Below are 18,970 nucleotides of genomic sequence, written 5' to 3' on the forward strand. Positions count from 1 at the left end.
TTGTGTTAGTTAAATTATAAAACTATGGGAGGATGGGAAAAGTGGACAAGAGAGTTGATGAAAAAATCTTAGATTTTATAAATGAAGCGGAAAAAAGAGAGGAAAAACGGAATATATGTAATGGTCCGATAAAAATTGGAGAGAGATATTATGAGTTTGAAGAAAAAGAATTCTTTGATGAAAAGCTAAAAATATATATTCCAAAAGATTTTGAGGATATGCCACTAGAAATAAGAAAATTTAAATATCCATCAGAAAGTCGTCCAGAAATAATAAAGAGTAATGAAGATGGAAGTATAACAATAACTCTAAATATTATTGATAGTCCATTGGATGAAGAAAGTGTAGAAGAATTAAAAGATGGAATGAAGAGTATTATAAGAAAAACTAATCCAGCTAATGTATTTTATGAAGATGGCGTTTTAAAGGTTGATTCTAAAAATATAGGATATTTTGAATTTAAGAGTTCTGCAATAGATGACTTTTTATATAATTTAATGTTCTTTCTTGAATTTGAAGAGAAAACTTTAATGGGAACTTTCAGTTGTCTTTATAAAGATTATGAAGATTGGAGAGATGTTGCATATCAAGTTATTAATACTGTGAGAGTAGTAAAAGAAGAGAGGGGAGATGAAGATTAATGAGCGAGGAATATATGTATACTCAAGGAGATATTTTAATAGCACCTTATAAATTTCAGAAAATAACAAGATTAAAGGTAACTAGAGAATTAAATGAGCATGCAAAACTTTATATAAGTGGAATAATTGATGAAGAAAATGCTGATAAATATGTTGAAACAGCAGATGCTGAAGCAAGTATTTCAATGTCAGTAAAAGATGATAAAAATTCTGTGACTAACATTTTTCAAGGAGTTGTTACTAATATTCAAGTTAATGCAAATAAAGATGTTAGAACTTTAGAGATAGAAGCTTTAAGCAGAACTTTTTTAATGGATATAAAGAAAAAGAGCAGAACATTTCAAAATGAAAACTCAAGTTATGGAGAGGTTTTTAATATTGTAAACAGTGGATATAACAATCTTCAAATGTTAGATAGTATTACAAATGGAAGTAAAATAGACAAGTTAATAGTTCAATATAAAGAAACAGATTGGGAATTTATAAAAAGATTAGCTTCACATTTTAATGTTCCAGTAGTATCAGAGTGTCAATTAGATGATATGAAGTATTCAATAGGAAATTCGGGATGCTGCAAAACATATAAGCTTGATGAATTTAACTATTCAATAAAGAAGGGATTACAAGAATACAAGCTTAAATCAGAAAACGATGTTGATGATTTAGATGATATCAATTTAATAAGCTATGAAGTGATAACAAGAAAAATAATGTATTTATATAATCTAGTTAACTTCAAAGGCAGAAGTCTTTATGTATACAAATCAGAAATGGAACTTTTAAATGGTGTAATTTTAAATAAGTATATATTAAGAGATGGGAAGGGAATAAAAGTAAGGAAAATTTATAACAACAAAATTGTAGGTATATCTTTAGAGGGAAATATTTTAGATACCAAAAATGACGTGGTTAAAATTAATTTACAGATAGATGGAAAGCAAAATAAAGGTGGAGCAAGATGGTTTCCCTACTCAACAGTTTATTCATCACCGGATGGTACAGGCTGGTACTGTATGCCTGAGGTTGGTGATTCGATAAGACTATACTTCCCAGATAACGAAGAGAAAAATGCATACGCAATAAGTTCAACCAATCTCAAATCAAGTAATTCTCAAAAACGTAGTGATCCATCAGTGAAAAGCATAGGAACAAAGTATGGTAAAGAAGTAGTGATGAAGCCAGGAGCTGTAGAAATCATAGGGAACGGAAATTTACTTATGAGATTAACAGATGATGGTGGAATAGAAGTTAAGAGCAATAAAAAAATAGTTTTGGATGCTAAACAGGATATTGAGATAACTGGAGGGGGAAAGGTATCAATTCAAGGAGATAGTGGAGTTGCTTTAACTCAAGCAGGGGCTAACATGAATATACAAGATAATGTAACTATGAGTGGTGGAAAGGTTAAGATTGAGTAAGTATTTTTATATAGATATCCAACTTGGGTGCTTGACTTATTAGCGGTATTCATAGGGGTACCTCTTCTGTACTGTTAATAATTTTAGTTATCTCTAAGGCTTGCTGCTAAGAACCTCAACAATCTTAAATAAACTCGCTATGCTCAAACAGTATTTAAGATTGTAGATGTTCTAAAGCAGCTTCGCCAAGAGCTAACATAAAATCATTAAATGTACTGCCAGATGTACCCCTATGAATACCTTGGTTAAGTCAATTATCGAAGTTGGATATCTATAAGGGGAAATTACTAAAAAGGGGGAGGTGGAGAGTATACTATGATAATACAAGCAAATAAAGGAGAAATATTAGAAGAATTTCTAGAAAAGTATGTGGTTGATAGATGGGTTAATGAATTCCTTGTAATCGATGAAATGTATAAGAGTGATAAAGATGCTATAGAAGAAAATTTGATTTCAACATTTGATGAGGTATGTAGACAGGCTATATGTTTTCAGGAAAAGCAATTAAAGGGGGAAATTAAGTATATTTATTTCTCTTTACTTAGAACGAGTATTCTTGAAAATAGAGGGGAATACAGAATTGATTTGTATGATGAAAATTGGTTTTTGGATAAGAAAGAATGTTCTATAAATATAGATTTAAACTTTATTTTTGATTCAATTTCCAAGCAGAGTGAAGAACTTAAAGAAAAGAAAAAAGAGTACGGAAAAAATATAACTGATATGGATATAGAGAATATAATGCTTAAAGAAATTGATAAATATCATATTCTAGCGGTGGAATTTTTAAAGGGCATGATAGGAAAATTTATAAAAACATCTTTTTATGAAGAAATGAAAAAAACAGAAGATATCATGATATTAGCAGGAGAATATATGGATGTGGCTGAGGTAATATATCCTGAAAAAGAATAGAGAAGGAGAAATTATGGATTATTTTTTATTAAAGCAAGATGAAAGATATACAAATACTCCAAGGCTTATTGATGTATTTAAAAAAATTAACATAAAAAATCTTAATCTTTTAAATGCTCACAAAATTGAAGACATTACAATATTTGAAGTTAGTACTGATGACAACTGTGAGTTTCTGGATATTTTAGATAGTCAATTGTTTTTAATATTAGAAGGTATGAAGAAAATAATTGAAAGATATGATAGGGATATTTTGTTTAAAAGCTTAGCACTTATTGATTCACTTCATGATAGACAGGAGAATTATTTTTTACCTATATTTGAAGAGGTTGAATCTCTAAGTGATAATGCAGAGCTTAATTTAGATAAAACAGTAGTTAAAAAAATAGTATTAGATAAAGAAAAAATTCAAGGTAAGAAGATTTTTAAAGTAAAAGAGAGTTTAAAGCCATTAATAGTAGTAAGACTTGATGTTGCTGAAAGTTTGCTAAGACGTGACTTTAAAGGAATAAAACTTGAGAGACTACAAGTTGAATAAGCTTAAAACTTAGAAATAGGAAGTGAAAAGATATGAGTGGTGGAGACAATTATTATATAGTTAGAGGAGCAAAAATGAGATGTGACAAAGGAACCCATGCTAGAAAAATAAACCTTCCAGTAAGTCATGGCTCATATGTAGCTGAAAAACCTATGATGAATAAAACCGATAGGAAGGAAAATAACATAAGCTATTTTGGAATATGTAATGGTGGATGCCCATCAAGTGGAGGAAATATTTGCCTAATAGCAGAAAATGGACAAACCATTGAAGGAAAGAAATGCTGCGTACAAATATTAAAAGACTGGATGAATGTAAAAGAAGAAACATTAGTTGAAGGAGAACCAGCTCTTACAACAGATTCAGTGCTTATATGTAAATATGGAGGGAAAATAAAATTTGAAACAAATGGTCAAGAGAAAGAGTAAATAAAATAGGAAAGGAGAAAGTAAATGGGGGTACTTCATGCACTAAGAGTTAAATCTCCTTATCAATTACTACGTATAGAAGACATAAGAATTGATAATAAACCTAATGAACATGGATATTTATATTTAAAATGTTTAATAGATGATTCAATTAATTTTCAGTCTGCTATAAATGCGTCTACTAGTGATAAAATATGTATTTATGAAGAAACAGAAGATGAAAATGCAAGTAATGAAAGTCCTGTAAATATTAATGTAGTAAAGGAAAGTAAAAGTAAGATATTATTTAATGGGATAGTGCAAAACATTAAGACAAGTAATGTCAACGGAGTTTATTACTTAGAAATACAAGCACTTACATCAAGCTTTGAGCTAGATATAAAGGAAAAAAGCAGATCCTTTCAAAATACTAATATGACATATGATGAGCTTATAGGAATACTTTTAAAGGATTATTCAGGTTATAGTTTTACTCAATGCACAGCAGAAGGACAAACAATAGGAAAGACATTATTCCAATACAAAGAAACTGATTGGAACTTTTTAAAGAGAATAGCTAGTGAGTTAAATTCAGAATTATTTTGTGATATAATGGAAACACGTAATATGTTTTATTTTGGGAGACCAATTAAAGCAAATTATGAAATAGAAGATATAGGTTTTTATAAGGCTCATAAGAATTTAAAAAGATTTCATGAAGCAGGTGGAATTGAAGCAGGACATGATACAGATTACTTTTATTGTGAAATAGAAAGAAGAGAAAAGTATGAAGTTGGAGATAACATCCGGTTTAAAAATAAGGAGCTTTATGTAAATCAATATTCAGCTTATGCTTTAAAGGATGAAGTAATTTATAAGTACCATTTATGTAGAAAAAACGGTATATGGCAAACAAAAATTTATAATTCACTTTTAAGTGGAGGGTCTCTTGAAGGGAAAGTTGCGGCTGTAGAAGGTGAAAAGGTAAAACTTCATCTTGATATAGACAAAGGACAAAACAAAGAAGCCGCCTGGTTTCCATATGCACCGCCCACAGGAAATGCAATGTACTCAATGCCCATAGTTGGAACAAGTGCAAGACTTTATTTTTCGAATGAAAGCAGCGAAGTACCAATTGTAACAGGTTGTGTAAGAAAAAACGGAAGCAGCTGTGCTAAAACATCAGATACAACTAAAAGATATTTTGGAACAGAACATGGCAGCGAAATAGAAATGACTCCAGGTGCAGTAAATATAAAAGGTGGATCAAAAGAGCCCCTTAGTATAAGTTTTGATGATAATGTTGGGGTAACCCTTAAAAGTCCTAAAAAGTTAAGTTTAAATGCAGATGGTGAAATAATAATAAAAACACCACAAAGTGTAAGTATAAAAGCGCAAAGTCAGATACTTGCAGCCAAAACAGGTACGCAAAGTGGTTTTTCAATAGAAAACGAGTTTCATTTTTTGGGAGATAATGTAATAAAAAATGGAAGCGATAGAGAGACATATCCTCCATTTGATGATGAACCAAAGGCAGGCCAAAAGATAGAGAAGAAACAAGAGAAAAAACAGGAAAAGAAGCAAGAAAAGAAAGGATTTAATTGGGGAAGATTAGCAGTAGGCGTATTAGCAGCAGTAGCAGTAGTCGCTGTTGTAGCTACTTGTGGAATAGGGGCAGTATTCTTAGGGGCTGCTCTTGGGGCATGTATAGGTGCAGCATGTGCAGTAGTAAGTACTGCAATATCTGACAAGATGAATGGTACGCAAAGTAGTCTGGGAACGTATGCAAAAAATGCCCTAAAGGGAGCTCTTACAGGTGCAGTATCTGGAGCTATATTTGGTCCTTTTGGAGGCTTTAGCAGTGTAGGCAGAGTCATGGCATTTGGTGGAATAAATGGCATGGTTGATAGCATTTTAAATCAAGCAATAGATGGAAAATTTAGCTTAGGTCAAACATTGTTTGATGGACTAATTGGAGCTGCTACAGGAGGACTATTACATGGAGCAGGAAAACTTATATCAAAGGTTTCACCTTATGTAACTAAATCTATTGGAAAAGTACTAAGTAAATTATCTAGTGGTGCTAAGGATATATTAAGTAAAGTATCTGGAAAAGCAGATGATATATTAGGTGCATTTAGTAAGACTAGCAGAGAATTGTTTGAGAAAGCAGCAAATAAGGTTGATAATGTAGTAACTAGCATAAAGAATAGTGCTCAAGATCTGGTTGATAGGGCAGCTAATAAGTTTAATGAGGTAGCGACTAAGATTGATAATAAAGTTGATGACTTATTACGAGCAGGTGCATCAAAGCTAGATGATGGCGTAAATGCTATTAATCAAGCAAGATATAATGTTAGAAAAGCTCTTGGTTTAGAAGAACAATTGGAGACTACTGCAGGACGTATATATGTTAATAATCCACAAGAAGAAACATCATACTTTAAGAATATGTATTCTAAGATGACTGGAAATTCTGGAGATGAATCTAAATTCTATAAAGGCTATAGAGGAAATAACGAGTTTCATAAAGTAGAATATAATTCTGTGGTTGCTACAGGAAGAGATAAGTCAGGAAAAGTAGTAGAAAAATGGGTTATACCAAAAGGATATGAAAGTGTAGATGATTTTCTAGAAAAAGTTAGTGATGATGAACTCAAAGCTATGGGGTATAATAGTAAAGAAGAGTTTAGTGAAGTTGTTACTAATCTTGAAAACTATTTAAACAATGGAAAAGGTGCTCGTTTAATAAATCAGAAATATGCAGGTACAGTGGATAAAGTGGGTGTTAAACGAGATGTTTTAGGATTTCCTATATTTGAGTATGGTGACAAGGTATTTGAAGGTAATTTAAAAGAAAGCTTATATACAGCAAGTGATAATGTCCAATTTAAGGAATCTACTAAACAATTGAAAGAAGCAATAGAAAAAGGAGAAATAGATAGCAGTATTTTTTCAGCTGAACAGTTGGAACAAATTAAAAACGGGGATGAAAGAATTGAAGGATATATTTGGCATCATCATCAAGTTACTGGTAGAATGCAGCTAGTAAAAGATATTCCTCATAACCCAGCAAAGCATACTGGTGGAAAAGCGTTATGGGGAGGGGGCAATGAAAATAGATAAGTATAATATATATATGGAGATGATTATATGAATGAAAGAATTAAATGGAATATTTATGATGATCAGCTACTAGATCGAGCGCTAATTGAGGAAGTTGAAAAGAGAGTAGGATTTAAGTTTCCAGAGGGATATAAAGAATGTGTAATAAAATATCATGGAGCAAGACCTGTTCAAAAGCTATTTAATGTTGAAGGTGTGGAAAGAGTCTTTGGTAAATTTCTTGATTATGTTAAGCGTCATAGTTATACATTATTAGAGTGTTATGTTAATGAAACTGATGAACAGTATGGAACAATTCCTCCATGTGTAATCCCTTTTGCAGATGATCCAAGTGGGAATTATATATGCTTTGATTATGAAGAAAACTTAGTGAGTCCTAGAATAGTATTTCTAAATCAAGATAACTGTGTCTCACTAGATATAATTGATGGTGATTGGGAGGACTCTGGAATAGATATTGATGAATATGAATCTGAAAAAGATGCTATACAAGTATTACAACGTAAAACTTTACAATTTGTAGCAAATTCTTTTGATGAGTTTTTGAATATGCTATATGAGGAAGAATAATATAAGAAGACTGGTAACGCGTCAAGATAAATTTTTAATTAAATTGGAAATTTTAAAGTTTGGTTTATCTAAAAAAGAGTAACTTTAATAAATCTAACTTAATTACTAATTTTTAATTGGTAATTAAGTTAGGTAAATTTCCAAAAAATATTAAATTATAGATTTTCCAATTACCTCATTAGAAGCATAAAGCTGATTATTGTGTAGTAAAGCAAAAATCAATCTAACAAGTTTACGACCAGTTAGTGAAAGTGTTCTTTTATTTTTATGTATTAAGGAGTTATCATACATTTTATGATAATAAATAATCAAGATAATTTTTATTAAATTTAATAACGCTAGCGGAACCTTCTACAATGTAATAACGTAAATAGTTATTACCGTTTTAATAAGGAAAGTATTATCCGCAGTGAAGTTACCAGATTACTTTTTACGTCAAGTTAAACCGGCATATTTAACGACAGAAACTTGATTATTGAATTTAGGTATATCGCCTAATTCAGCTAGTAGACACGCTGCATATATAGGGTCAATGCCAGTGACTGATAGTAGAATTGAAATTGAGATTATTAATTCGATTAACTGCTTTTTCAATAGCTTTATCTAAACGATAAGAGTCTCTAGCTGCCTTTTGTAATAATTTAGCAGTTGATTTGGGATTAGAAAATCGATTCTTACTTTTTTTGCTAAAAAAGCTACTAAATATTCGATACTTGCATTAGCAATCTCTTTGATAGACATGAAGTCAGTTAGAATTGCTATTGATGAGGTTCCAAATGTATTTGAAAATGGATTTTCTTCCTTATCAAGTACAGCTAGTTCACTAAACTTTAAAAATGTATTTGATAGGGTATAAGGTTTTCGCGACTTATATTCTATTAGATGAAGTCTCCATCTAGTAAGTCTCTGTAATATGATATATTTTCCTCCGCTCCAAGGGGAAGTAGTTATTTTACCTACTTTAGCAAAGTCAGCAATGACAAAAGCATCCTTTGGAGCGATTTTATCTATATCAACAAAAGAATTCTTGTATGTACAATAGACAGTAAATTTTAGGTTTAAACCAGACTAAAACTTCGTTATTAGCGAGTGTATTAGTTATGTGCCAACTATAGAATGAAGCTGATTCCATAGCAATCGTAAGGTGTGTTAAGTTATTTTAGATATGTTAAAATACTGACTACTATTTATTCAGAGCCAGGAAGGTTGTTTTTTACACTAAATGATAAAAGTTTTTTGTCGAAAAAATCTAAAGCAAAGAAATAATTTGATTTTGAACTAACATTTATACTAATAAATAGAGTAGTTCTTAAAGTGTTATCCATGGTATTACCACCTTTTGAATATATTAAAAAGAACTGGTATAGGATTCTCACTAATTTGTAATTCATCAACACCATAGCACTAATAAGAACTTGAATATCCCTAGGCCTATTCCGAATATAAATCTTGATGTTTAGGAGTAATTCTATACTGTCTTTAAAGTTTTCAGTAATTTTTTGATTTTGTAGCAAGTTTAATTACTGGAAATTCAATTAAAACTACCTACAAAATTAATTATGCGAGTAGGAGGCCATAATATGAACATAAAATATGATGTTTTGGGTTTTCCAATATTTAATGGAGATAACATTAAATTTGAATTAAAGTTAGATAAAAGTTTATTTTTAGAACCAGATAAAATACAATTTAATGAGTGTGTTAAACAGTTAAAGGAAGCAATAAATAATGGAACTATAGAAAAGGAAATATTTAATGAAAAACAACTGCAACAGATAAATTCAGGGGAATATAGAATAGATGGATTAAGATGGCATCATCATCAAGTATCTGGAAAAATGCAATTAGTATTAGTAAATGTACATGATTCTGCAAGACACTTAGGTGGAAAAGAACTATGGGGCGGAGGAATAAAATAATGTCTAAAATTAAGTGGAAATACACTGAAAAAGAAATTAGTAGAGAATATATAGAGAAAGTAGGAATTGAATTTGGAATTCAATTCCCCAATGATTATATAGAATGTGCCATTTATAATCATGGAGCTAATGCAGAACCTAATTGCTTTGATTTAGGAAATAATCAAAAAATATTTGCTGGGCTTTTATCTTTTAATGAAGAAAGTATGGAAAATATTATGGAAGTATATTCGTGTATAAAAAAAGCGCTACCTAATAAAGTTATCCCATTTGGTTGTGATCCAAGTGGAAATTATATTTGCTTTGACTACAGTGAAAGCGAAATAAATCCTAGAATAGTTTTTTGGTATCATGAGATAGCAGTAACAAAAGAAAACTTAGATGAGTTTGAAGAAGAAATTTTAAGATATAATACATTAGAAAATCTTCAAAGAAAGACAATATATTATATAGATGATTCTTTTACACACTTTATAAATAGTTTATATTAATTTAGGTTGTTAAATTATTTTATATTAAGACTAACAGTGGATAGTGATTCTGCTGTTAGTCTTTTTGTTATGGATAAAAAAATAATAAAGAGGAGCAAAAATGAGATGTGACAAAGGAACCCATGCTAGAAAAATAAATCTTCCAGTAAGTCATGGCTCATATGTAGCTGAGAAACCTATGATGAATAAAACCGATAGGAAGGAAAATAACATAAGCTATTTTGGAATATGTAATGGTGGATGCCCATCTAATGGAGGAAACATTTGTCTAATAGCAGAAAATGGACAAACCATTGAAGGAAAGAAATGCTGCGTACAAATATTAAAAGACTGGATGAATGTAAAAGAAGAAACATTAGTTGAAGGAGAACCAGCTCTTACAACAGATTCAGTGCTTATATGTAAATATGGAGGGAAAATAAAATTTGAAACAAATGGTCAAGAGAAAGAGTAAATAAAATAGGAAAGGAGAAAGTAAATGGGGGTACTTCATGCACTAAGAGTTAAATCTCCTTATCAATTACTACGTATAGAAGACATAAGAATTGATAATAAACCTAATGAACATGGATATTTATATTTAAAATGTTTAATAGATGATTCAATTAATTTTCAGTCTGCTATAAATGCGTCTACTAGTGATAAAATATGTATTTATGAAGAAACAGAAGATGAAAATGCAAGTAATGAAAGTCCTGTAAATATTAATGTAGTAAAGGAAAGTAAAAGTAAGATATTATTTAATGGGATAGTGCAAAACATTAAGACAAGTAATGTCAACGGAGTTTATTACTTAGAAATACAAGCACTTACATCAAGCTTTGAGCTAGATATAAAGGAAAAAAGCAGATCCTTTCAAAATGCTAATATGACATATGATGAGCTTATAGGAATACTTTTAAAGGATTATTCAGGTTATAGTTTTACTCAATGCACAGCAGAAGGACAAACAATAGGAAAGACATTATTCCAATACAAAGAAACTGATTGGAACTTTTTAAAGAGAATAGCTAGTGAGTTAAATTCAGAATTATTTTGTGATATAATGGAAACACGTAATATGTTTTATTTTGGGAGACCAATTAAAGCAAATTATGAAATAGAAGATATGGGTTTTTATAAAGCTCATAAGAATCTAAAAAGATTTCATGAAGCAGGTGGAATTGAAGCAGGACACGATACAGATTACTTTTATTATGAAATAGAAAGAAGAGAAAAGTATGAAGTTGGAGATAACATACGGTTTAAAAATAAGGAACTTTATGTAAATCAATATTCAGCTTATGCTTTAAAGGATGAAGTAATTTATAAATATCGTTTATGTAGAAAAAACGGTATATGGCAAACAAAAATTTATAATTCACTTTTAAGTGGAGGGTCTCTTGAGGGAAAAGTTGCGGCTGTAGAAGGTGAAAAGGTAAAACTTCATCTTGATATAGACAAAGGACAAAATAAAGAAGCCGTCTGGTTTCCATATGCACCACCTACAGGAAATGCAATGTACTCAATGCCCATAGTTGGAACAAGTGCAAGACTTTATTTTTCGAATGAAAGCAGCGAAGTACCAATTGTAACAGGTTGTGTAAGAAAAAACGGAAGCAGCTGTGCTAAAACATCAGATACAACTAAAAGATATTTTGGAACAGAACATGGCAGCGAAATAGAAATGACTCCAGGTGCAGTAAATATAAAAGGTGGATCAAAAGAGCCCCTTAGTATAAGTTTTGATGATAATGTTGGAGTAACCCTTAAAAGTCCTAAAAAACTAAGTTTAAATGCAGATGGTGAAATAATAATAAAAACACCACAAAGTGTAAGTATAAAAGCGCAAAGTCAGATACTTGCAGCCAAAACAGGTACACAAAGTGGTTTTTCAATAGAAAATGAGTTTCATTTTTTAGGAGATAATGTAATAAAAAATGGAAGTGATAGAGAAGCATATCCTCCATTTGATGATGAACCAAAGGCAGGCCAAAAGATAGAGAAAAAACAAGAGAAGAAAGGATTTAGTTGGGGAAGATTAGCAGTAGGCGTATTAGCAGCAGTAGCAGTTGCCGCTGTTGTAGTTACTTGTGGAGTAGGAGCAGTATTATTAGGGGCTGCTATTGGGACATGTATAGGTGCAGCATGTGCAGTAGTAAGTACTGCAATATCTGACAAGATGAATGGTACGCAAAGCAGTCTGGGAACATATGCAAAAAATGCCCTAAAGGGAGCTCTTACAGGTGCAGTATCTGGAGCTATATTTGGTCCTTTTGGAGGCTTTAGCAGTGTAGGCAGAGTCATGGCATTTGGTGGAATAAATGGCATGGTTGATAGCATTTTAAATCAAGCAATAGATGGAAAATTTAGCTTAAAGCAAACATTGTTTGATGGACTTATTGGAGCTGCTACAGGAGGACTATTACATGGAGCAGGAAAACTTATATCAAAGGTTTCACCTTATGTAACTAAATCTATTGGAAAAGTACTAAGTAATTTATCTAGTGGTGCTAAGAATATATTAAGTAAAGTATCTGGAAAAGCAGATGATATATTAGGTGCATTTAGTAAGACTAGCAGAGAATTGTTTGAGAAAGCAGCAAATAAGGTTGATAATGTAGTAACTAGCATAAAGAATAGTGCTCAAGATCTGGTGGATAGAGCAGCTAATAAGTTTAATGAGGTAACTGCTAGGATTGATAATAAAGTTGATGACTTATTACGAGCAGGTGCATCAAAGCTAGATGATGGCGTAAATGCTATTAATCAAGCAAGGTATAATGTTAGAAAAGCTCTTGGCTTAGAAGAACAAGTGGAGACTAATATAGGACGTATATATGCTAATAATCCACCAGAAGAAACATCATACTTTAAGAATCAGATTTCTAAGATGACAGAAAAAGGTAAGAGTTCTTTTGATAAAAATATTGACACTAATGATACTAAGGGGACTGGTAAAGCTGATGCTGAAGATGTAAACAAGGAGACAGGTAAAGATAATACCATAGAAAGTAAGTTTGTTGATATTAGTGATAACTTTGACTTAGATGCTGCAAAAACGTACGAAAGAAAAATCGATAATTCTAAATATTTTTATCACGATGAAGGTGATTTTGGTGAAGAAGTGGCTAAGAAAGTAGCAATGGATAATAACTTAGGTGCTGACGTTTCATCAATGTTCCAATCAGGTAGAAACGGTATAGATGGGGCATTTTTATCGAAGGGACCACCACCAAAGTTAACGATGATTAAATCGAAGGCATCAAGGAAGGGTGAGTTTAGCTATTCTGATGAACAAAAATTGGGCGGTGAGAAATACTTCGAAAAAATGATGGAAGATGGAGATAAGAGGTATAAGGATTTTCTGAAAAATTTAAAAAAGATTAAAAAAATGAATCCTGGATTGCAACTGGATTATATCAGAGTAGAAACAAAAATTAAGATAACTAAAACTGGATTCGGTGTAGATGAGTTGAAAATAAAAGATTGGACTAAAGCAATAGATTAATTTGGAGGTGCGCAATTATGTTAAACCCTAAAAAATTTAAAATGGCATTTAAAAGATACAGTGAAAATTTTAATGATGGGATTATGTTAGAAGATGCCGAAGAAGAATATGAAGAGAACAAAAGTGAAATTATTAATATTGTCGAACTGAATGACATAGAGAAGGATCATATTTTATTAATAGATCTAAGCACAATATCCTCATATTACCTATCAAAATGGAAAGATGATGTGTTAATTAATGGTGGGAATGGGATAGAACAATTAAAAAAAGTTCAAATGGTAGTGTTTTATCAGTGCATGGTGCAAGATGTCTATAGAACTCGGTATCCTGATATGATGCCGGAATACACTTTTAGGGAAGTCATCACAGCCTTAATTCATTTCACATTGTTTGGGTGGGAGAAAGAAGAAACAATGTTGTTTGATTTTATTGTGGATCATATTGGTGAAAGTAAACTAGACGCAAACAATTGGAATAAACATATATGGTTTTTACTGGAGTTATATTTGCAATATAGAAATAAAACAATTGCAGGAACAAATCAAAAGTTACATCTCGTTGTGAAAAAAAAGTTTCAGGAATTAGGACTTGAATGTAGCTTAATACCTGAAGAACTGGACATTTATGGAGAAGTATTGGAGCGCTGGTCAACTTGCAATGTGGAAGAACTCAGAGATTTGATTAATAAAATGTCATTGTTTCATTCAATATTAGCCTCTGAAATAGGTCAGTCAGTTGAATTTGGTGACTTTAAATATGCATTCTATCCCTTTGAAATTTTGTTCCTTATACATGTAAGAAATAAGCTAAGTTTAGCCGTTCCCAAACAATTTGACGATTTATTAATGAATACGCCAGAAGCAAAAATGGCGATAGGAGATCCAGAGCCCTATCCGGAATGGGACCCTTTTCTGCGCCTCATAGACAACTTCTATCGCAAGAACTATCCGGGATATATACCCAACAAACACGATGAATTGTTTAAATAATGATAATCGGAGGTAATCAACATGTCTGGTGAAGATATCATAAAGCTCATATTTGAAGACAGTAAAGATGTACAAACTATTTTAGATCATTCAGAGGCGATAAATCTACACGAGGCCATATTAAAACATGGAATCTCTACGAAGAGATTTCTGTGTCTTGATTATAAAGGCGAGCATGATCATGAGATCGTGAACTATATTTTAGATTATGAGTTTAATCACAACATTGAATTAGCTCCACAAGAAGAACTTGAGGAGTTAGGAGAGTTTGAATATGAATTTTTACCTGAGAAAATAAGAGAAGCCAACAAAGTCATAGCGAAAATGGGTTATGGATTATTTTCATATCCAACCTTTAGTGACTTTTATGCACTATTCATTGACAAGTTGGAGAAAAAAACAAAATTGATACAAGTAGAGTTCCCTATTGACGAAGGAATCCCTTCAAAAGAAAAATTTATACAGTATTATAGCTAAGACCAATATAAGAATATCGTACTTAAAACATAAAGAGTTTTTTGAATTAATAGAGTATAGTTTAGAAGAGAAGATATCCCAATTTGATGAATCTGATAAAGAAATTTTAAATGAGATTGAAAAAGCAATGAATATAATATTGGACAGTTTTAGTGTAATAGGTCTTAATGGAGATATATTCTCTGTTGAGACCTTTTCTTTTGCACCGCCTAAGATAAGAAAAGTGGCGGAGCTACCCAGTGCAGAATAAACGACTCTACCACTAGCAATAAAAATAATCCTAGTAATACTAGAAAAAATTATAGAAATTACTCAATTCTTTCACACTCCTCCACTGAATTATTTAGGAAAATAAGTGGGCAGGAGGCAGGATATATTCAAATATTTGTAGCAGTTAGATTTGACGAATTAGAAAAACTAATAGCAGAATTGAAGGGAGAAAAACTAAGGAAAGATTGGACAACAGCTTCTGTTAATATTGGGAATTATATATCATCATAATAATAATAAAGGTTAACGCCGATGAACTGAACTGCACCCTGTCAAGTAGACAGTGGAAAAAATAAAAATTCTTGAGAAGTTTTTATTTTTTAGTAAATGTATAGTTTAAAGGAAAATACAATGGATATAACACTTAAAAGTAGAACTAATTCAGATGTACTTAGAGAAGATCTGAATTAGTCAGGTAATTCATAATAATATTACGAATTATTTTACATATTAACTTATATGATCATATTTTATACAATATTGTTGAATATGTATAAAATATGTGATAAAATGGAACTAAAGGCAGAATTTAATTAAATTTAAAAAAATATTAAATATATCAAAGGCCAAAGGTGTGTGCATAATTTAAATATCTAATCTATAGAATTAGTTATATAAATGCCCCTATATTCATAAGGATTTTATGAAAATAGAGGTTTGTTTATTGTGCAAAAAAAAGGGGGGATATAGAGGTCAGCATAAAAAAACAAATACCAATGGTTTCATATTCCGTAAGTGCCTTTACCTATAATAAAAAGGGGAAAATACTTATATATAGTTTAGAAAAAATATTTTGCCTTTGAAAATGATCTATCAGAACTTGATTTCTTTGATGGATTGAAGTAAGAAAGAACTTTAAATTATTAATAACGGGGGGACACTTTATGTATAAAAAGTTATCATACTTATTACTAATATTAATTTCTATTGTATTTAATACACATCATGTATATGCAAATAATACTGCTAAACCAGATATAAAATGGATAGAAGGGCCTAAGACTGTGGATGTTGGAAGCGATTTAGCAAAGCTAGATTTGCCTGATGAATATGTTTTTGCAAATGGCGAAGATGCAAAAAAATTGATGAAACAAATGGATAATTCCGTTACTGGAAGAGAACAAGGAATAGTTTTTTCAAAAGATACTACACAAAACTGGTTTGTTTTATTTGAATTTGATCCTATAGGATATGTAAGGGATAATGATGCCAAAAAAATAAATGCAGACAAATTATTAGAAGAGATAAAAAAAGGAACAGAAAAAGACAATGAGGAAAGAAAACAAAAAGGGACTCCTACACTAGATATAATTGGATGGGATGAAAAACCACACTATGATGATAAGACTCATAATTTAGTTTGGTCAGTTTTGAGTAACAGTGAAGGTGAAAAAATAGTAAATTATAATGTAAGAATTCTTGGACGTGGTGGAGTAACTGAAGTTACTTTAGTTGCAGGTAAAGATGAAATGGAAAAAGTGAAACCTCAATTAGATACTATAATTAGCAAATACTCTTATAAAGAGGGTAAAAAATATACGGACTATATAAAGGGAGATAAAGTTTCTGAATTAGGTCTGACAGCACTAATTGCAGGTGGTGCTGGAGCAGCGGCAGCAAAGACGGGGTTACTTGCTAAACTATTACTTATACTTAAGAAAATATGGATAATAGTTATATTAGGCATAGGTGGACTTTTTAAGAAAATAATCAGTAAATTTAAAAAGAAATCTTCTGATATTGAAGAAAATGCTTCAAATATAGATGGCAATAATTTAATTAATTCTAATATGAAAACAGCAGAAGAAATATCTGCAACATCATGTGACTTAGAAAAGAAAAAGGATTAAAAGAGAGGGTTATAAAATGAATCAAGATTTTAATAATGATTTAGCAAACACAGAAATAGAACCAAGCAATAAAAAAAGTAAAAGAAAGACAAGATTAGCCACTATTGCTGGTATCCTTGTTATAATTGCAATGAGCATATATGGATTTAAAATAATAGAAGATCAAAAAGAAGAGGCAGCTCAAAAATATATAATATCAATATCCCAAAAGTTAATAGATAACACTGCTGTTAAAACAAATCCTGCAGAAAAAAAGGACTATGGAAAGCTTGCTCCATTAGTAAACATTGCAAATGAGGATGTTGATAAAATTATTTCATTAGATAAGAACCTTAAAAAAGAATTAGATTCAAATATGTTTAAAAATAACATGAGTACCAATGAATTTATAGGAAGCCCAGCTGCAATAGAGCAATCAAGAAAAAAAATAAGCAGTTTAAACAGTTCACTTGCTAAATATGAAGCAGGTATAAAAGAGAATAAAACTAATATTGATAAGAAGCTAGGACAGTATAAGGGGATAGATACTGAATTTGAAAAAAAATTAATAAATGATTACAACGCTCTAAGAAAAGAAAACTATGATAAGGATATGAAAGAATTAAATTCAGCAAAATCTCTTGTGGCAGCAATGGATAAATATCTGGAATTTTTACAATCAAAAGAAGGCCAATATGTTATTTCAGGTGGTGTAGTCAATTTCTATAGCGAAAGTGATGTAGAAGAGTGTAATAAATTAGCAGGTAATGTAACAGAACTGAGTAAACAATTTAAAACTAAATAAAAACCGAATAATTAAATGAAAGTGTAATAAAACCCTATGCCGCGCATAGGGTTTTTGCACAATCTTTAAAAGTGTTTAAGTAGCCATTTTAAAGAGTTATGTTAATATCATATTTGCAAGAAGGACAAGTCTTATCATCTAATAACACCTCTGTATCAAACAAAGTGCGTTTAATTAAAAGTTCACCACATTTAGGACAATAAGTGTTTCTATCTTCATCTTGAACATTTCCTACGTATACATAATTAAGATACTCTTTTGCTATATCTCTGCATAAACTCATTCTTTCTAAAGAAGTGGCTGGAGCATCGAATTTATACGAAGGAAAATATCTTGATAAATGAAGAGGTATGTTAGGATTTAAATCTGCTATCCATTTGCATAATTTGCTAACCTCATCCTCTGAATCGTTATATCCTTCTATTAAAAGAGTAGTTATTTCAAGGTGACATTTGTCATGCATCTTTTCTATATTTCTCATTACTATTTTCACATCTCCGCCGCAAACGTCTTTATAGAACTTATTATCAAAAGCTTTAAGGTCTATATTTGCAGCACTTACATAAGGAAGCAATGACTCAAGTGGCTCTTCACTTATATAACCATTGCTCACTAAAACCAAGTCTATATTTTTATCTTTAGCTTTTTCGCATACATCCTTAATATATTCATACCATATTGATGGTTCGTTGTATGTGAAGGCTATGCCAGTATTATTTTCTTGTTTTAATGCCAGGTCAATCAATTCCTGAGGAGCTAAATACTGTGTATTAGGTTGTGTTTGTGAGATTGAATAGTTTTGACAAAAGCCGCATCTGAAATTGCAGCCGAAACTTCCTACGGACAAAATAAACTTTCCCGGTCTAAAATGATAAAGAGGTTTTTTTTCAATAGGGTCCATAGCTGCTGAGCTTATATTTCCATAGTTTAAGGTGTATAATACTCCATCTTCAACCTTTCTTGCTCCACAAAAGCCAATTCCGCCTTCTTTTATATGGCATCTTTGAGGACAAAGTTCACATAAGATTTTACCATTTTTGTCTATTGTATAAAAAAGCGCTTCCTTTTTCATATTTATCTCC

General features: G+C 31.0%; 21 protein-coding genes. 18 read left to right on the top strand and 3 right to left on the bottom strand.

What is annotated here, in order from left to right:
• Nucleotides 1-41: 41 nt before the first annotated feature.
• The 7 genes from ACZ5N4_RS12845 to ACZ5N4_RS12875 all read left to right on the top strand — a co-directional run bounded on the left by ACZ5N4_RS12845 (nucleotide 42) and on the right by ACZ5N4_RS12875 (nucleotide 7,615).
• Nucleotides 42-641, top strand: coding sequence for a hypothetical protein (locus ACZ5N4_RS12845; RefSeq protein ID WP_464210500.1), 600 nt, complete (start codon nucleotides 42-44; stop codon nucleotides 639-641).
• Nucleotides 641-2,059, top strand: coding sequence for a contractile injection system protein, VgrG/Pvc8 family (locus ACZ5N4_RS12850; protein ID WP_464210502.1), 1,419 nt, complete (start codon nucleotides 641-643; stop codon nucleotides 2,057-2,059). Before ACZ5N4_RS12845 ends, ACZ5N4_RS12850 begins: the two co-directional genes overlap by 1 nt.
• 315 nt (nucleotides 2,060-2,374) lie before the next feature.
• A complete protein-coding gene (locus ACZ5N4_RS12855) occupies nucleotides 2,375-2,974 on the top strand; it encodes a hypothetical protein (RefSeq protein WP_464210504.1) in 600 nt (199 codons plus the stop codon).
• 13 nt (nucleotides 2,975-2,987) lie between these two features.
• On the top strand, nucleotides 2,988-3,512 hold the full coding sequence (locus ACZ5N4_RS12860; RefSeq protein WP_464210506.1) for a hypothetical protein: 525 nt from the start codon (nucleotides 2,988-2,990) through the stop codon (nucleotides 3,510-3,512).
• A 32-nt stretch (nucleotides 3,513-3,544) separates the two neighbouring features.
• A complete protein-coding gene (locus ACZ5N4_RS12865; RefSeq protein ID WP_464210508.1) occupies nucleotides 3,545-3,940 on the top strand; it encodes a DUF4280 domain-containing protein in 396 nt (131 codons plus the stop codon).
• A 24-nt stretch (nucleotides 3,941-3,964) separates the two neighbouring features.
• Nucleotides 3,965-7,045 carry an HNH endonuclease gene (locus ACZ5N4_RS12870; protein WP_464210510.1) on the top strand — a complete coding sequence of 1,027 codons (3,081 nt, stop codon included), beginning with the start codon at nucleotides 3,965-3,967 and terminating at the stop codon, nucleotides 7,043-7,045.
• 27 nt (nucleotides 7,046-7,072) lie between these two features.
• Nucleotides 7,073-7,615, top strand: a complete 543-nt coding sequence (locus ACZ5N4_RS12875; RefSeq protein ID WP_464210512.1) for an SMI1/KNR4 family protein — start codon at nucleotides 7,073-7,075, stop codon at nucleotides 7,613-7,615.
• A 435-nt stretch (nucleotides 7,616-8,050) separates the two neighbouring features.
• On the opposite strand, the gene ACZ5N4_RS12880 is transcribed toward ACZ5N4_RS12875, so the two are convergent.
• A complete protein-coding gene (locus ACZ5N4_RS12880; RefSeq protein WP_464210514.1) occupies nucleotides 8,051-8,209 on the bottom strand; it encodes a transposase in 159 nt (52 codons plus the stop codon).
• A gap of 136 nt (nucleotides 8,210-8,345) precedes the next feature.
• Between ACZ5N4_RS12880 and ACZ5N4_RS12885 the strand changes: the two genes are divergently transcribed.
• Together ACZ5N4_RS12885 and ACZ5N4_RS12890 are read left to right on the top strand one after the other, a co-directional pair.
• Nucleotides 8,346-8,471, top strand: coding sequence for a hypothetical protein (locus tag ACZ5N4_RS12885; protein ID WP_464210516.1), 126 nt, complete (start codon nucleotides 8,346-8,348; stop codon nucleotides 8,469-8,471).
• 57 nt (nucleotides 8,472-8,528) lie between these two features.
• Nucleotides 8,529-8,657 (top strand): hypothetical protein, encoded by a 129-nt coding sequence (locus tag ACZ5N4_RS12890; protein WP_464210518.1) that lies wholly within the window; start codon nucleotides 8,529-8,531, stop codon nucleotides 8,655-8,657.
• A gap of 145 nt (nucleotides 8,658-8,802) precedes the next feature.
• On the opposite strand, the gene ACZ5N4_RS12895 is transcribed toward ACZ5N4_RS12890, so the two are convergent.
• Nucleotides 8,803-8,940 carry a hypothetical protein gene (locus ACZ5N4_RS12895; RefSeq protein ID WP_464210520.1) on the bottom strand — a complete coding sequence of 46 codons (138 nt, stop codon included), beginning with the start codon at nucleotides 8,938-8,940 and terminating at the stop codon, nucleotides 8,803-8,805.
• Between the two features lie 255 nt (nucleotides 8,941-9,195).
• Between ACZ5N4_RS12895 and ACZ5N4_RS12900 the strand changes: the two genes are divergently transcribed.
• The 9 genes from ACZ5N4_RS12900 (at nucleotide 9,196) to ACZ5N4_RS12940 (ending at nucleotide 17,888) form a co-directional block, all read left to right on the top strand.
• The gene (locus ACZ5N4_RS12900) at nucleotides 9,196-9,534 is read left to right on the top strand and encodes an HNH endonuclease (protein ID WP_464210522.1); all 339 of its coding nucleotides are present in this window, start codon (nucleotides 9,196-9,198) and stop codon (nucleotides 9,532-9,534) included.
• Nucleotides 9,534-10,025 (top strand): SMI1/KNR4 family protein, encoded by a 492-nt coding sequence (locus tag ACZ5N4_RS12905; RefSeq protein WP_464210524.1) that lies wholly within the window; start codon nucleotides 9,534-9,536, stop codon nucleotides 10,023-10,025. Before ACZ5N4_RS12900 ends, ACZ5N4_RS12905 begins: the two co-directional genes overlap by 1 nt.
• A 100-nt stretch (nucleotides 10,026-10,125) precedes the next feature.
• Nucleotides 10,126-10,479, top strand: a complete 354-nt coding sequence (locus tag ACZ5N4_RS12910) for a DUF4280 domain-containing protein (protein WP_464210526.1) — start codon at nucleotides 10,126-10,128, stop codon at nucleotides 10,477-10,479.
• Between the two features lie 24 nt (nucleotides 10,480-10,503).
• Nucleotides 10,504-13,515, top strand: a complete 3,012-nt coding sequence (locus ACZ5N4_RS12915) for a hypothetical protein (RefSeq protein WP_464210528.1) — start codon at nucleotides 10,504-10,506, stop codon at nucleotides 13,513-13,515.
• Nucleotides 13,516-13,532: 17 nt separating this feature from the next.
• Complete coding sequence (locus tag ACZ5N4_RS12920; protein ID WP_464210530.1) at nucleotides 13,533-14,507, top strand: hypothetical protein; 975 nt, start codon at nucleotides 13,533-13,535, stop codon at nucleotides 14,505-14,507.
• Nucleotides 14,508-14,528: 21 nt separating this feature from the next.
• A complete protein-coding gene (locus ACZ5N4_RS12925) occupies nucleotides 14,529-14,984 on the top strand; it encodes a DUF6630 family protein (RefSeq protein WP_464210532.1) in 456 nt (151 codons plus the stop codon).
• Nucleotides 14,935-15,234 carry a hypothetical protein gene (locus ACZ5N4_RS12930; RefSeq protein ID WP_464210534.1) on the top strand — a complete coding sequence of 100 codons (300 nt, stop codon included), beginning with the start codon at nucleotides 14,935-14,937 and terminating at the stop codon, nucleotides 15,232-15,234. The genes ACZ5N4_RS12925 and ACZ5N4_RS12930 overlap by 50 nt, the downstream gene beginning before the upstream one ends.
• A gap of 904 nt (nucleotides 15,235-16,138) precedes the next feature.
• Nucleotides 16,139-17,104: a DUF2167 domain-containing protein gene (locus tag ACZ5N4_RS12935; protein ID WP_464210535.1), complete on the top strand. Its 966-nt coding sequence runs from the start codon at nucleotides 16,139-16,141 to the stop codon at nucleotides 17,102-17,104.
• Nucleotides 17,105-17,120: 16 nt separating this feature from the next.
• Nucleotides 17,121-17,888: a hypothetical protein gene (locus ACZ5N4_RS12940; RefSeq protein WP_464210537.1), complete on the top strand. Its 768-nt coding sequence runs from the start codon at nucleotides 17,121-17,123 to the stop codon at nucleotides 17,886-17,888.
• A gap of 88 nt (nucleotides 17,889-17,976) precedes the next feature.
• On the opposite strand, the gene amrS is transcribed toward ACZ5N4_RS12940, so the two are convergent.
• A complete protein-coding gene (gene amrS, locus ACZ5N4_RS12945; RefSeq protein WP_464210538.1) occupies nucleotides 17,977-18,960 on the bottom strand; it encodes an AmmeMemoRadiSam system radical SAM enzyme in 984 nt (327 codons plus the stop codon).
• Nucleotides 18,961-18,970 lie beyond the last annotated feature (10 nt).

Source organism: Clostridium nitrophenolicum (assembly GCF_055391695.1).

What these genes read in the sequence shown, in the direction of transcription:
- ACZ5N4_RS12850 (WP_464210502.1), top strand. Translation starts at nt 641, where the DNA reads ATGAGCGAGGAATATATGTATACTCAAGGAGATATTTTAATAGCACCT.
- ACZ5N4_RS12855 (WP_464210504.1), top strand. Translation starts at nt 2,375, where the DNA reads ATGATAATACAAGCAAATAAAGGAGAAATATTAGAAGAATTTCTAGAA.
- ACZ5N4_RS12860 (WP_464210506.1), top strand. Translation starts at nt 2,988, where the DNA reads ATGGATTATTTTTTATTAAAGCAAGATGAAAGATATACAAATACTCCA.
- ACZ5N4_RS12865 (WP_464210508.1), top strand. Translation starts at nt 3,545, where the DNA reads ATGAGTGGTGGAGACAATTATTATATAGTTAGAGGAGCAAAAATGAGA.
- ACZ5N4_RS12870 (WP_464210510.1), top strand. Translation starts at nt 3,965, where the DNA reads ATGGGGGTACTTCATGCACTAAGAGTTAAATCTCCTTATCAATTACTA.
- ACZ5N4_RS12875 (WP_464210512.1), top strand. Translation starts at nt 7,073, where the DNA reads ATGAATGAAAGAATTAAATGGAATATTTATGATGATCAGCTACTAGAT.
- ACZ5N4_RS12890 (WP_464210518.1), top strand. Translation starts at nt 8,529, where the DNA reads ATGATATATTTTCCTCCGCTCCAAGGGGAAGTAGTTATTTTACCTACT.
- ACZ5N4_RS12895 (WP_464210520.1), bottom strand. Translation starts at nt 8,940, where the DNA reads ATGGATAACACTTTAAGAACTACTCTATTTATTAGTATAAATGTTAGT.
- ACZ5N4_RS12900 (WP_464210522.1), top strand. Translation starts at nt 9,196, where the DNA reads ATGAACATAAAATATGATGTTTTGGGTTTTCCAATATTTAATGGAGAT.
- ACZ5N4_RS12905 (WP_464210524.1), top strand. Translation starts at nt 9,534, where the DNA reads ATGTCTAAAATTAAGTGGAAATACACTGAAAAAGAAATTAGTAGAGAA.
- ACZ5N4_RS12910 (WP_464210526.1), top strand. Translation starts at nt 10,126, where the DNA reads ATGAGATGTGACAAAGGAACCCATGCTAGAAAAATAAATCTTCCAGTA.
- ACZ5N4_RS12915 (WP_464210528.1), top strand. Translation starts at nt 10,504, where the DNA reads ATGGGGGTACTTCATGCACTAAGAGTTAAATCTCCTTATCAATTACTA.
- ACZ5N4_RS12920 (WP_464210530.1), top strand. Translation starts at nt 13,533, where the DNA reads ATGTTAAACCCTAAAAAATTTAAAATGGCATTTAAAAGATACAGTGAA.
- ACZ5N4_RS12925 (WP_464210532.1), top strand. Translation starts at nt 14,529, where the DNA reads ATGTCTGGTGAAGATATCATAAAGCTCATATTTGAAGACAGTAAAGAT.
- ACZ5N4_RS12935 (WP_464210535.1), top strand. Translation starts at nt 16,139, where the DNA reads ATGTATAAAAAGTTATCATACTTATTACTAATATTAATTTCTATTGTA.
- ACZ5N4_RS12940 (WP_464210537.1), top strand. Translation starts at nt 17,121, where the DNA reads ATGAATCAAGATTTTAATAATGATTTAGCAAACACAGAAATAGAACCA.
- amrS (WP_464210538.1), bottom strand. Translation starts at nt 18,960, where the DNA reads ATGAAAAAGGAAGCGCTTTTTTATACAATAGACAAAAATGGTAAAATC.